The sequence below is a fragment of the Xanthomonas pisi DSM 18956 genome (assembly GCF_001010415.1).
GTDB lineage: Bacteria > Pseudomonadota > Gammaproteobacteria > Xanthomonadales > Xanthomonadaceae > Xanthomonas > Xanthomonas pisi.
On sequence record NZ_JPLE01000074.1, the window covers coordinates 1 to 13,047 of the forward strand.

At 66.7% G+C, this 13,047-nt stretch carries 11 protein-coding genes and 1 other RNA gene; 6 read left to right on the plus strand and 6 right to left on the minus strand.

Annotation, left to right across the window (positions count from 1 at the left end; translation table 11 throughout):
• Positions 1 to 34: 34 nt before the first annotated feature.
• From Y887_RS15385 to Y887_RS15395, 4 genes are all read right to left on the minus strand, one after another.
• On the minus strand, positions 35 to 1,057 hold the full coding sequence (locus Y887_RS15385; protein ID WP_046965179.1) for an amidohydrolase family protein: 1,023 nt from the start codon (positions 1,055 to 1,057) through the stop codon (positions 35 to 37).
• A gap of 208 nt (positions 1,058 to 1,265) precedes the next feature.
• Positions 1,266 to 1,341, minus strand: a non-coding RNA gene (locus tag Y887_RS19315) — sX9 sRNA.
• Positions 1,342 to 1,749: 408 nt separating this feature from the next.
• Positions 1,750 to 2,805: a 4-oxalomesaconate tautomerase gene (locus tag Y887_RS15390; RefSeq protein ID WP_046965180.1), complete on the minus strand. Its 1,056-nt coding sequence runs from the start codon at positions 2,803 to 2,805 to the stop codon at positions 1,750 to 1,752.
• Positions 2,798 to 3,469, minus strand: coding sequence for a 4-carboxy-4-hydroxy-2-oxoadipate aldolase/oxaloacetate decarboxylase (locus tag Y887_RS15395; RefSeq protein WP_046965181.1), 672 nt, complete (start codon positions 3,467 to 3,469; stop codon positions 2,798 to 2,800). Before Y887_RS15395 ends, Y887_RS15390 begins: the two co-directional genes overlap by 8 nt.
• 101 nt (positions 3,470 to 3,570) lie before the next feature.
• Here Y887_RS15395 and Y887_RS15400 point away from each other — a divergent pair, with 101 nt between their 5' ends.
• Together Y887_RS15400 and cls are read left to right on the plus strand one after the other, a co-directional pair.
• A complete protein-coding gene (locus Y887_RS15400) occupies positions 3,571 to 4,881 on the plus strand; it encodes a LysR family transcriptional regulator (protein ID WP_046965182.1) in 1,311 nt (436 codons plus the stop codon).
• 10 nt (positions 4,882 to 4,891) lie between these two features.
• On the plus strand, positions 4,892 to 6,310 hold the full coding sequence (cls, locus tag Y887_RS15405; protein ID WP_046965208.1) for a cardiolipin synthase: 1,419 nt from the start codon (positions 4,892 to 4,894) through the stop codon (positions 6,308 to 6,310).
• Between the two features lie 10 nt (positions 6,311 to 6,320).
• Here the strand turns inward: cls and Y887_RS15410 are convergent, their stop codons facing one another.
• A complete protein-coding gene (locus Y887_RS15410; protein ID WP_046965183.1) occupies positions 6,321 to 6,716 on the minus strand; it encodes a VOC family protein in 396 nt (131 codons plus the stop codon).
• 166 nt (positions 6,717 to 6,882) lie between these two features.
• Between Y887_RS15410 and Y887_RS15415 the strand changes: the two genes are divergently transcribed.
• Together Y887_RS15415 and uvrD are read left to right on the plus strand one after the other, a co-directional pair.
• Positions 6,883 to 8,277, plus strand: a complete 1,395-nt coding sequence (locus Y887_RS15415) for an FAD/NAD(P)-binding protein (protein ID WP_046965184.1) — start codon at positions 6,883 to 6,885, stop codon at positions 8,275 to 8,277.
• A 482-nt stretch (positions 8,278 to 8,759) separates the two neighbouring features.
• A complete protein-coding gene (uvrD, locus tag Y887_RS15420) occupies positions 8,760 to 10,946 on the plus strand; it encodes a DNA helicase II (protein WP_046965185.1) in 2,187 nt (728 codons plus the stop codon).
• Between the two features lie 179 nt (positions 10,947 to 11,125).
• On the opposite strand, the gene Y887_RS15425 is transcribed toward uvrD, so the two are convergent.
• Positions 11,126 to 11,383 carry a hypothetical protein gene (locus Y887_RS15425; protein ID WP_046965186.1) on the minus strand — a complete coding sequence of 86 codons (258 nt, stop codon included), beginning with the start codon at positions 11,381 to 11,383 and terminating at the stop codon, positions 11,126 to 11,128.
• Between the two features lie 422 nt (positions 11,384 to 11,805).
• Between Y887_RS15425 and Y887_RS15430 the strand changes: the two genes are divergently transcribed.
• Together Y887_RS15430 and Y887_RS15435 are read left to right on the plus strand one after the other, a co-directional pair.
• Positions 11,806 to 12,387: a sugar O-acetyltransferase gene (locus Y887_RS15430; protein WP_046965187.1), complete on the plus strand. Its 582-nt coding sequence runs from the start codon at positions 11,806 to 11,808 to the stop codon at positions 12,385 to 12,387.
• A gap of 188 nt (positions 12,388 to 12,575) precedes the next feature.
• Positions 12,576 to 13,022, plus strand: a complete 447-nt coding sequence (locus Y887_RS15435; protein WP_046965209.1) for a universal stress protein — start codon at positions 12,576 to 12,578, stop codon at positions 13,020 to 13,022.
• The last annotated feature ends 25 nt before the right edge of the window (positions 13,023 to 13,047 follow it).

Here is a 13,047-nt window from a genome sequence, read left to right on the forward strand (position 1 = left end):
GGGCACCTTCTCCCGAGGGGAGAAGGAAGCGCGGCTACAGCCCGCGCGCGCGCAATTGCGCGTCCAGGCGTGGATAGACGCGACGCGCGTTGCCTTCGAATACCTTGCGTTTGTCGGCATCGGAGATCGCCAATGCGTCGATATAGCGCTTGGTGTCGTCGAAGTAGTGTCCTGTCTGCGGGTCGATGCCACGCACCGCGCCGACCATTTCCGAGCCGAACAGGATGTTGTCGATGTCGATGACCTCAAACAGCAGGTCGATCCCTGGCTGGTGATACACGCAGGTGTCGAAGAACACGTTGCGCATCACGTGCGTAGTCAGTGGCGGCTTGCCCAACATGTCGGCCAGGCCGCGGAAGCGGCCCCAGTGATACGGAACGGCGCCACCGCCGTGCGGAATGACGAAGCGCAGCTGCGGAAAATCGGCGAACAGGTCGCCTTCCAGAAACTGCATGAACGCGGTGGTGTCGGCGTTGAGGTAGTGCGCGCCTGTGGCGTGGAAATTGGCATTGCAGCTGCCCGATACGTGCACCATTGCCGGCACATCCAGCTCGACCATTTTTTCGAAGAACGGGTACCAGGCGCGATCGGTCAGTGGCAGGCCGGTCCAGTGGCCGCCGGACGGGTCGGGATTGAGGTTGCAGCCGACAAACCCGAGTTCGGTGACGCACCGTTCCAGCTCCCTGACCGAATGTGCGATCGACACGCCCGGCGACTGCGGTAGCTGACACACGCCGATAAAGGTGTGCGGATACAGCTGCACCACACGGCCGATCAGGTCGTTGCAATGCCGCGTCCACACCTGGCTCACCGCTTCATCGCCGATGTGGTGCGCCATGGTGCTGGCACGTGGCGAGAAGATGGTCATGTCCGCACCGCGCTCGCGCAGCAGGCGCAATTGATGCTGCTCGACGCTTTCGCGAAGTTGATCATCGGAAATGTGCGGATAGGCGGGCACCGGCAGGCTTGCGTCGTTGTAATGGGCAATCTGCGCCTTGCGAAACGCATCGTGTGCAGCCGGTGCGGTGGTGTAGTGACCGTGGCAGTCGATGATCATGGCAATGCTCGTTGAAGTGCGAATCGGAACCGGCGGACGCAGCCTGCTGAACCCATGCAGCGGGTGACGGCGGCCAACGCTGCGCATGCGCAGCCGTCGTCGAACGTGCTCGCTGAGCCTGTGCGTCATCGATATCGACAGCGACGAGCGCATCGCCGTAACGTATTTCGCGCGTTGCGCGACCGACTGACGACGACACACGAAGAGCGGCTAACAAAACGTAGCGAGCAGTCGTCAGGTGGGCGTAGGCGGCGCGGAGGAAGCGCAGTGTACGAGTGGGACATGCCGCACCGAACACAGGTCGCGCCGGCCTGGCAGTGAGCGCAGTCGTTTTGTTAGTTGCTCTAAGAGGTGCGTGCCGCAGGTGCAGCGTGACCTGTCTCACCCCGCACCCCAGGCCGCGCGATGCGCCCGCCACGTAGGAGCGCACCCGGGCGCGACCGGCACCCGATCCGCTCTGCCCGTGCAGCGCAACCATCTGGCATGTGCCGGACAGGCAAGGCGTTGTCGCGATGCAAGATGACATGGCGCCGAGACACGATACGCAGCGCTCTACGCGTGTGCTCGTGCATCGCGGTGCAGGCGACGCCGGGCAGCGCACCGACGCTCGCGTGCGTGCAGGGCGTGCACCACAACGCGCCTGCTCAGGCGGGGCTGAGGCCGCCAAGCCCGCCCGATACTGGCCACGACGCTCACCCAAACAACACCCCATCGAATAACTTGCGTGCCGTTCTCAGGACCGCGGCGCGTACCACCGCGCCGTGTGCATCGCGTTCGATGACGCAGCCAGTGCTGCCGCTGGGGTGCTCAACCTCAAGATGCTGGATGCTGCCGTCCGGCAGCAGCGCCAGCGCATGCGCGGGCGACTCCGGCAGCAGGCAGGCGGTGGCGACGGTGACGGCGCCGAGCACGCCGATCGAGGCATGGCAGCGGTGCGGGATGAACGAGCGCACGCTGATCGCACCACCGTTGCGCGGTGCGGCCACCAGCATCATCTTCGGCACTGTCGCGGCGCCGACATCGCCCAGCTGCATCAGGGGGCCAGCCTGCAGCCGAATGGACTCCAGCCGCGCCTTGAGAACCGCATCCGCATCCAGCGTGGCGCGGTCTTCATATCCGCTGATCCCGACATCGCTGGCGCGCATCACCGCGCACGGCATGCCGTTGTCGATCAGCGTCACCGCTACGCCATCGAGCGTGTCCACGGCGCGTCCGCTTGGCAACAGCGCGCCGCAGGAAGAACCGGCGATCTCGGCGAATGCCAATGCAATGGGCGCTGCAGTGCCCGGCACGCCGTCGATGCGCGCGTCGCCTGCATACGTGACCCGGCCACCCGGTGTCTGCACGGTGGCCGTTGCCAGGGTGCCGGTGTTGCGCATGAAGATGCGCACTTCGGTCTGCCCATCGCGTGTTGGCAGCAGGCCGCGCTCCAATGCGAAGGGCGCCACGCCGGCCAGCATGTTGCCGCAATTCTGCGCATCGCTGACCTGCGCCTGTTCGACTGCCACTTGCAAGAACAGGTAGTCCACATCGGCGTCGGGGCGTGTGGAGCGCGATACCACCGCGACCTTGGAGGTCAGCGGGTCGGCGCCGCCCATGCCATCGATCTGGCGCAGGTCCGGCGAGCCGTAGGCGCGCAGCAGGAATGCATCGCGTGCGGCCGTGTCGGCGGGCAGGTCGTCGGCCAGAAAAAAGCCGCCCTTGGAGGTGCCGCCGCGCATCCACATCGCGCGCACCTGCTCAGACATAGCGCAGGCCCTTGGCGGCCAGGCGCTCGCGCATGGCGTAGATATCCAGGCCCAGTTCGCCGCGCGCCAGGCGCTCGCGCTTGATCAGCTCGCGGGCCTCGCGGGCCTGCGCTTCGGCCAGGACCTCGGCGGCCGTGGCGCGCGGCACCACGCACACGCCATCGTCGTCGGCCACCACGACATCGCCTGGCTGGACATGCTGCCCGGCGCAGACCAGCGGGACGTTGACCGAGCCCAGCGTCTCCTTGATGGTGCCCTGCGCGCAGATGGCGCGGCTCCAGGCGGGGAATTGCATGGCGGTGAGGTCGCGCACATCGCGTACGCCAGCATCGATGATCAGCCCGCGGCAGCCGCGCGCCTGCGCCGAGGTGGCCAGCAGATCGCCGAAGTAGCCGTCGCAGCAGTCGCTGGTAGGCGCCACCACCAGCACGTCGCCGGGCTGCAGCTGCTCGATGGCCACGTGCATCATCCAGTTGTCGCCCGGGGGAACCGACACGGTGACGGCGGTGCCGGCGATGCGGCAGCCGGCGTAGATCGGGCGCAACCGGTGATGCAACAGGCCGCTGCGACCCTGCGCCTCGTGCACCGTGGCCACGCCGGCCTGGGCCAGGCTGTCCACGAGGGCGATCGGCGTGCGCGCAACCTGGGTGACGACCTGGCTCATCCATCCATCCTCGTTAGTCCTGCGCCGAGTCTGCGTGGCGAGAGTCAGCCAGCTCAAGATTCATTTGAGGTATGCGTATTGGTTTTGCTTATAGTTAGAGCATGCCACCGATGCCCGAACCGAACCTGCGTCACCTGTATGCCCTGGTCGTGGTGCACCGGCTTGGCAGCATCAGTGCGGCCGCGCCGCAGGTGAACCTGTCGCAGCCGGCGCTGACCCAGGCGGTGGCGCGCCTGGAACAGCAACTGGGCGTGCGGTTGTTCGAGCGGCAGCCCGGCGGCATGGCGGCCACCGAGGCCGCCCGGTTGGTGGTGCCGCGGATCGAGCGCGCCCTGGCGCATCTGGACCATGGCATCCGGGTGGCGCGCCGTGCGCTGCGGCTGCCGGCGCGGCCCGGTCTGGAGCGACGGGTGTCGTTGGGGCAGCTGCACGCGCTAGTGGCGGTGGACGTGGCAGGCAGCTATTCGCTGGCGGGGGTGCAGCTGGGCGTGTCGCAGCCGGCGGTCTACCGCGCAGTGCAGGCGCTGGCCGATGTGATCGAGGTGCCGCTGACCATGCGCCGCGGCAAGGCGACGCAGCCCACGCCGGTGGCGGAGCGGCTGCTGCGGCAGGTGCGGCTGGCGCTGGCGGAGGTGCGCGCGGCGCTCGACGAAGTGGCCGCCCTGCGCTTGCACGATGCCGGGCGGGTGGTGGTGGGAGTGATGCCGCTGGCGCGGGCGATCCTGTTGCCCCAGGCGCTGGCGCGGTTTGCGCTTGCGCACCCTGCCGCCCGCATCAGCGTGGTCGAAGGCCCGTATGCGCAGTTGCTGGCGCATCTGCGCGAGGGCGGGCTGGACCTGCTGATCGGCGCGTTACGCGACCCGCTGCCGGTACGCGACGTGCTGCAGGAGCCGCTGTTCGACGACGAGCCGGTGATCGTGGCGCGCAGCGGGCACCCGTTGGCCGGCAAGGCGTACGCCTTTGCGCAGCTGCTCGACTACCCATGGGTGATGGCCGCGGCGGGCACGCCGGTGCGTGAACGCTGGGAACGCATGTTTCGCGATCGGCAGCTGGAGCCGCCGCCGCTACGCATCGAATGCGGCGCGGAGCTGACCGTGCGCGGGCTGTTGCTGGAAGACGATTGGCTGACCCTGATGTCGCGCGATCAGTTCCTGTTCGAGCGCCGCGCCGGCCTGTTGCGCGAGATCGGCAGCGCCGGGCCGCGCCTGCGTCGGCAGATCGGCATGACCACGCGCAGCGACTGGCATCCCACGCGTGCGCAGACCGCCTTCGTGCAGACGCTGCGGCAGGTATGCGCCGAGCGCGTGCTTCCTGCGGCGGCAGATGCCGGCCCGTTTCGCCATTGCATCCAGCCGGCGGGCAGCGCGCCGTTGCGTTTACCCGCAGCCGGGTCAGAATCGGCTTCCTCATGAGGATGGAGCGCTGATGCCCGACTGGTCGCAAGGTACCTGGCTGCTGGCACTGGACTGGGCGATCCGCCTGGCCGCGCTGCTATGGATTCCCAGCCGCACTACGCCCGGCGCGGCGCGCAGCTGGTTGTTGCTGATCGGGTTTGTGCCGGTGGTCGGCCTGCCGCTGTATCTGCTGCTCGGCCAACCGTGGGTGTCGCGACTGCGCGTGGAGCGACAGGCCACCGCCTCGCAGGTGATCCGCGAACAGCAGCTGCCCTTGCATGCGTTGCGCTGGACGCCGCAGGCCGAGACCAGCAGCGCCGAGGTGGTGCCGCTGATCGAACGGCAGGGCGACTTCATGCCGACCCTGGGCAATGCGGTGGAATTGCTCGACGACTACGCGCAGTCGCTGCAGGCCCTGATCACTGCGATCGATGCGGCCGAACAGCGCGTGCATCTGCTGTATTACCTGATGTTCGACGACGCGGTGGGCGATGCGGTGGTGGCAGCGCTGCAACGGGCAAGCGCGCGCGGCGTGCGCTGCCGCGTGCTGCTGGATGCGGTGGGCGCCAAGCGGGGCCTGCGGCGTTATCGCAAGCGCCTGCAGGCCGATGGCATCGAGGTGTTGGCGGTGCTGCCCGGTGGTCTGCGCTGGCGCCGCAGCGGGCGCATGGATCTGCGCAATCACCGCAAGATCGCGGTGATCGACAACCAGGTGGGCTTTGTCGGCTCGCAGAATCTGGCCGACGCCGGCTTCATCGACGGGGTGCCCAATCGCGAGCTGGTGGCGCGCGTGCGCGGGCCGGTGGTCAATCATCTGGAAGCGGTGTTCGCCAGCGACTGGTTCACCGAAACCGGCCAGCGGCTGGATGTGTGGCCGGATGCGCCGGTGTGCGAGGCCAACATCGCCACCCAGTTGTTGCCCAGCGGGCCGGCCTATCCGTTCGAAAACGCACGCGATGCGATCAATGCGGTGATCCATCTGGCGCGGCGCAAGGTGGTGCTGGTGACGCCGTACTTCGTTCCCGACGAAGCCTTGCTGAGTGCGCTACGCATCGCGGCGGTCTCGGGTGTGGATGTGCAGCTGATCCTGTCCGAGCGCAACAACCAGCGCCTGGCCGCCTGGGCGCAGGAGGCATATTTCGAGGAGCTGCTGCGCTGCGGGGTGAAGATCGCGCTGTATCGCCCGCACTTCCTGCATGCCAAGCACCTGAGCATGGACCAGGACATCGCCCTGGTCGGCTCGATCAACCTGGACATCCGCTCGTTCGCGCTCAATGCCGAGATCGGCATGCTCTGCTACGACCGGGGCGTGGTGCAGCGGCTGCGCGAGATCGAACAGGACTATCTGGCCAATGCGCGTGCGCTGGACCTGGAGCAGTGGCGCGGCCGTCCGGCCTGGCGCCGCAGCCGCGAAGGCATCGCACGCCTGGCCGATGCATTGATGTAGCGGCCTTACGTCAGTCCAGGCGCATCACCTGGAAGACGTTGCCCTCCGGGTCGCGGCCGTCGTACATCTGGTACGCAAAGCCGGCGTAGCGTTTGAGCTCGCCTACCGGTACGCCTGCGCTGCGCAATTGCTCGCGATGGGCCGCCAGGTCCGAGGTGATGGCAAAAACCAGCTTCGTGGTGGAGCCTGCGGCCGGTCGTGGCAGATCCGATGCCGGCGATGCCGGCAACCGGCGGTACCTGTCGCCGACCAGGTGCAGCGCCAGCTCGATCTGCCCTGCGGCCAGGACGACCCACTGATCGGCGATCTCTTCGCGGACGGGGAGTGAGAAATGGGCCTGGTAAAAGGCCTTGATTGCTGCGACATCGTGGACGTAGACGATGAGCCTGACCAATGCAACAGACATGCTGTGGGCCTCCCAGGGCCTTTGCCGAGCGTGCGCAGCCAATCGTAAGCGCTTGTGATGCCGGGCGCGCGGAAACCTGGCAAGCCCGGGGCCGGCCGGCGAGGCGCTTGCGCAGCCAGGACACGGCGATCGGGGGTCCGGCGCAGCCATCGCCTACAATGCCGCAATGAACCCAGTGCGTGATTCCGGCGATGCAACGATCGCCATCGTCGGCGGTGGCGCATCCGGCGTGCTGGTGGCGCTGCAGCTGTTGCGTCAGGCCGCCGCGCCGCGACGGATCGTGTTGATCGAGCCGCATCCGTTGCTGGGCGAGGGGGTGGCGTATTCCACCACGCGTCCCGAACACCTGCTCAATGTGCCGGCCGCACGCATGAGTGCGCTGGTGGATGCACCGCAGGATTTTGTCGACTATCTGCGTACGCACGCATGTTGCCCGGAGCTGGACGATACGCAGCTGCCGCAACAGTGTGTCGGGCGCAGGCATTACGCCCCGTATCTGCGCGACCGTCTGCAGGCCGCGCGTGCGACCAGCCCTGCCGCCCTGATCGTGCGTACCGCGCGCGTACAGACCTTGCAGCCCAACGCAGACGGTGCGCTGCTGCATCTGGACGACGGCTACACGCTGCAGGCCGCCGCCGTGGTGCTTGCGGTTGGTAACGCGCTGCGTCCGTTGCCGTTGCGCGGCGCCACCGGCCTGTCGGCTGCGCAGCGGGTGGAAGCCTGGGACACCGAAGCGGTGGCCGCGTTGCCGCAGGACGCTGCGGTGTGCATCGTCGGTTCGGGGCTGAGCATGGCCGACACCGTGGTGACGCTGGCCGCGCAGGCCCATCGCGGCGCGGTGCATGTGGTGTCGCGGCACGGGCTGTTGCCCTTGCCGCATGCGCATGGCGCGGTGGCCGCGTTCGACCCGCAACCGCTGCTGGCGCTGCCGTTGCGTGCGCGCATGCGCGCGCTGCGCCGGCACGCCCGCCTGGCGCTGGCGCAGGGGCTGCCGTGGCAGGGCGTGATGGAACGCATCCGGCCCTTGAGTCAGGCCTTGTGGCAGACCTTGTCGGTCGCCGATCAGCGCCGTTTCCTGCGGCATGTGGTGCGTTACTGGGATGTGCATCGCCATCGCATTGCCGCGCCGGTGCATGCGCAATTGCAGGCGATGCAGGCGCGCGGGCAACTGCAGTTGCATCGCGCGCGGCTGGATGTGGCGTTTGAGGTCGGTGCATGCGTACGCGTGAGTGCGGGCGCTGCCCGTGCCGGGCATGCATTGCAGCTGGATGTGCAGACGCTGGTCAATGCCACCGGCGTGGAAATGCGCGTGCAGGCGATGCGAAACCCGTTGCTGCAGCAGTTGCTGGGGCAGGGCATCGCGATGGCCGGCCCGCACGGCATCGGCGTTGACACCGCTGCCGATGGCAGCCTGATCGATGCCGACGGCCATGCGAACCCGCGCCTGCGGGTGATCGGCAGCCTGCGCATCGGCGCGCTGTGGGAGAGCCTGGCGGTGCCGGAGTTGCGTGAGCAGGCAGCGGCGATCGCGCGGGATGTGTTGCTGCAGCTGGAGCCCTGATAGGCGCGAGGGGACCGGAAATGCAGCTTGGCTGCCGTCTCCGGCCGTGACGCTGGCCTCTTCGAGAGGCGAAGGCGACGCATAGCGCCCGATGAGGGCGCGAGCAAAGCCTCGGGTGACCCGCATGCGTCGTGGCTGCGCCTCGTGCCCTCACCCCAACCCCTCTGCCCTCACCCCAACCCCTCTCCCGCAGGCGAGAGAGGGGCTCTGCCACGGCGAGCATCCGCCTGCGCTCCTGCAGGCGGGAAAACAATCAGCGTCCTGCCTTCTCCTGCAGGCGGCAGAGCAATCAGCGTCTAGCTTCTCTGGCAGGCGTCAGAGCAATCGACGTCCTAAGCTTCTCTGGCAGGCGGCAGAGCAGCCACTATCCTGCCTTCCCCCGCCTGCGGGGGAAGGTGCCCGAAGGGCGGATGGGGGCAGCAATCCCAACCGCTTCATCGCAATCTCAGCCGCAGCGACGCCACAACCGGTAAAATGCGCCGGTGGATGTCTCTCATTTGCTCGATCATTTAAACCCCGCCCAGCGCGAGGCCGTTTCCGCACCGCCGGGGCATTACCTCGTGCTGGCCGGCGCCGGCTCCGGCAAGACGCGCGTGCTGATCCATCGCATCGCCTGGCTCAACGAAGTCCAGGGCGTGCCCAACCACGGCATCTTTGCGGTGACCTTCACCAACAAGGCCGCCGGTGAAATGCGTCACCGCACCGACCTGCAGCTGCGTAATGGCAGCCGCGGGATGTGGATCGGCACCTTCCACGGGCTGGCGCATCGGCTGCTGCGCCTGCATTGGCAGGACGCGCGGCTACCCGAAGGCTTCCAGGTCATGGACAGCGACGACCAACTGCGGTTGGTCAAGCGCGTGGTGCAGTCGCTGGAACTGGACGAGAGCAAGTATCCGCCCAAGCAGATGAGCTGGTGGATCAACGAGCAGAAGGACGAGGGCCGCCGTCCGCAGCACATCCAGCCCGAGCCCAGCGACGACTGGACCGAGGTGCGCCGACAGGTGTACGCGGCCTATCAGCAACGCTGCGACCGCTCCGGGCTGCTGGATTTTGCCGAGCTGCTGCTGCGCGCGCACGAACTGCTGCGCGACACCCCGGCCTTGCTGGCGCATTACCGCGCGCGCTTTCGCGAAATTCTGGTCGACGAGTTCCAGGACACCAACGCCATCCAGTACGCCTTCGTGCGCGTGCTGGCCGGCGAGACCGGGCATGTGTTCGTGGTCGGCGACGACGACCAGGCCATCTATGGCTGGCGCGGTGCCAAGGTCGAGAACGTACAGAAGTTCCTCAAGGATTTTCCCGGCGCGCAGACCGTGCGGCTGGAGCAGAACTACCGCTCCAGCGCCAATATCCTGGGCGCGGCCAATGCGGTGATCGCGCACAACCCGGACCGCATCGGCAAGCAGCTGTGGACCGATTCGGGCGATGGCGACCCGATCGATCTGTACGCGGCCTACAACGAGGTCGACGAGGCGCGCTACGCGGTGGAGCGCGCGCGCCAGTGGGTGCGCGATGGCGGCAGCTACGGCGAAGTGGCGGTGCTGTATCGCAGTAATGCCCAATCGCGCGCGCTGGAAGAGGCACTGATTTCCGAGCAATTGCCGTACCGCGTATATGGCGGCATGCGCTTTTTCGAGCGTGCCGAAATCAAGGATGCGCTGGCGTACCTGCGCCTGCTCACCAACCGCAGCGACGACGCCGCGTTCGAACGCGCGGTCAATACGCCCACGCGCGGCATCGGCGACCGCACGCTGGACGAAGTGCGCCGGCTGGCACGCGCCAACGCGCTGTCGTTGTGGGAAGCGGCGATGCTGGCCACGCAGGAAAACGGTCTGGCCGCACGGGCGCGCAATGCGCTGGCCACCTTCCTGAGTCTGGTCGGCCAGCTGCATGCCGAAACCGGCGAAATGGAACTGGCCGAACGCATCGACCACGTGCTGATGCGCTCGGGCCTGCGCGAGCATTGGGCCAAGGAGAGCCGCGGCGGGCTGGATTCGGAATCGCGCACCGAGAACCTGGACGAACTGGTGTCGGTGGCCTCGCGCTTCACCCGGCCCGATGACGAAGACAGCCAGGGCATGACCGAGCTGGTCGCCTTTCTGGCCTACGCTTCGCTGGAAGCTGGCGAAGGCCAGGCACAGGCCGGCGAAGAAGGCGTGCAGCTGATGACGCTGCATTCGGCCAAGGGCCTGGAATTTCCCATCGTGTTTCTGGTCGGCCTGGAAGATGGCCTGTTCCCGAGCGCGCGCTCGCTGGAAGAAAGCGGCCGGCTGGAAGAAGAACGGCGCCTGGCGTATGTGGGCATCACCCGCGCGCGGCAGAAACTGGTGCTGTGCTATGCCGAATCGCGACGCATCCACGGCCAGGATAACTACAACGTCCCGTCGCGGTTCTTGCGCGAGATTCCACGCGAGTTGTTGAACGAAGTGCGCCCCAAGGTGCAGGTCTCGCGCACCGCTTCGCTGGGCGCAACGCGTGGCGGTCCGGTGCACGGAATCGTGGAGACCGCGCCGATCAAACTCGGTGCCAACGTCGAGCACCCCACCTTCGGTGGCGGCGTGGTCGTCGACTACGAAGGCGCCGGTGCGCATGCCCGCGTGCAGGTGCAGTTCGACGAGGTCGGCGCCAAATGGCTGGTGATGGCGTACGCCAACTTGACGGTGGTGTAGTCCGGTTTGCATTCCCCTGCGATTGCGTTTTTTAGCAGTCGCAGTCGTAGTGCGATTGCATCGCGCGTGCAACGAGAGAGCCCGAGCGCTGATGCGTGTCACGCGTCAAGCGAGATCGCGTGACGCGTGCGGCAGACGGCAGGTGGATGAAGCGCCGTCGCCGTCGCCCCGTTGTGCGCTTACATTTCCCAGCTGAAGCTGGAGTTGATCTGCTTGCCGTTCACGGTAAGTGTCGACTTGTTGGCGAGCACGACCAGGGTAAACGCCGGCACACGCGTGTCGTGTCCTGCGTAAATCAGGCGGAGGATTCTGCGCTTGGTATCGAACGTCTTGACCTGGAAACTGCCCCGCAACAACACGCCCTTGTTGTCGCCGGGTGCTTGGAAATCAATGCTGGCGATGACGGGACGACGGTCGCTGCCGACTTCGAAGGTCATCGAGTATCCGCCGCCTTCGAACGAAAGTGAGGAAGTTGCGTGAGCAGGTGTGCTGAGGCATGCCCACAGCAGCAACGCAATGCAGGCGGCTACAAAGCGTGTCATGACGTCATCCTTGAACGTGGTCGTGCTGGAAGGCCACGGTTAGGAGTATCGATGCGCACACAGCGGCATTGCAACGTCTGCGGCAAGCAATGCAGTGGCGGCACAGCAGCCGCACGGCCGCGGCCGGTGCTCGGAATCCGCATTGGCCGTTTCCACTTCGGTGGTGAGCGCGCCAGTCGCTTCAACCAGTCGCCCGATCGCGACGTTCTGCAAGCCGCATGAGCCGGCAATCGGGCCATTGGTGCATCGCTCGATGCGTGCCTGCCCAGATCCATGCCACCCTGGTACCACTTCATTGCACAGGTGCGCGCGACGGCATGCAAACCGAAAAACAGAAGATGCTGGCAGGCGAACTCTACAACGCGGCCGACGCGCAACTGCAGGCAGATCAGGCGGCCGCTGCCGAGTGGATGGTGCGTTACAACGCAGCCGCCCTGCAGACCGCGGCGCAGCGACATGCGCTGTTGCGTGAGCGGTTGGCCGAAGTCGGCGCGGGCGCGGTAATCCGCCCGCCGTTTCATTGCGACTACGGCTACAACATCCGTCTGGGCGCGGGCGTGTTCCTCAACTTCAATTGCGTGATCCTGGATATCTGCGAGGTCAGTATCGGCGATGGCACGCAGGTGGGGCCTGCGGTGCAGTTCTACGCCGCCGACCATCCGCGCGATGCGGCCGGCCGCGCCAGCGGTCTGGAATTTGGACGGCCGATCCGCATCGGGCGCAATGTGTGGATCGGCGGCGGGGCCATCATCCTGCCGGGCGTGCGCATTGGCGACGATGCATTGATCGGCGCCGGTGCGGTGGTCACCCGCGACGTGCCGGCGGGTGCGACGGCAGTGGGCAACCCCGCGCGCGTGCGCGGGATGCGGCCCGATCCGGATGCCGCGGCGACGGATTGAGTGGATCGAAAAACGCGTTGCATGCGATGTGACCGGCCTTGCATGCAAGACACGTCATAGCAAAACAACATTAGCCGCCACACCAGCACTTGCAGCATTGATCCACATCAAGGCAACCAGCACCAGCGCCTGTCACCGTGAGTCCGGCACCACAAACGGCAGCATTGCCACCCTTGCAGGAGGTCACCATGTACAAACGTATTCTCATCGCCATCGATGCATCCGAGTTGTCGCATCGCGGCTTGTTTCAGGGGCTGGAATTGGCCAAGGCCACCGGTGCCAAGGTCGACATCGTCACCGTGTCCGAGCCGTGGGCGATGGGCATGTATGACGCGATGGGTTGGAGTGTGGGGTACGAGGCGAGCCCGGAATACCGTACCGAGCGCGAAGCCGCTGCCGAGAAGATCCTGCGTCCTGCGCTGGAGCTGGCGGCAGCCGCCAATATCAAGGCCACGTCACGGCATGTGCTGGACCGCTTCGCGGCCGAAGGCATCGTGCAGACCGCCGAAGAATGCAAAAGCGACCTGATCATCATGACTTCGCATGGGCCACGTGGCGTGCGCCGCATGTTGCTCGGTAGCCAGACGGTGGAAGTGCTCACGCACAGCACGATTCCGGTCCTGGTAATTCGCTGAGGCCGACGCCGTACGATCCCGTTGA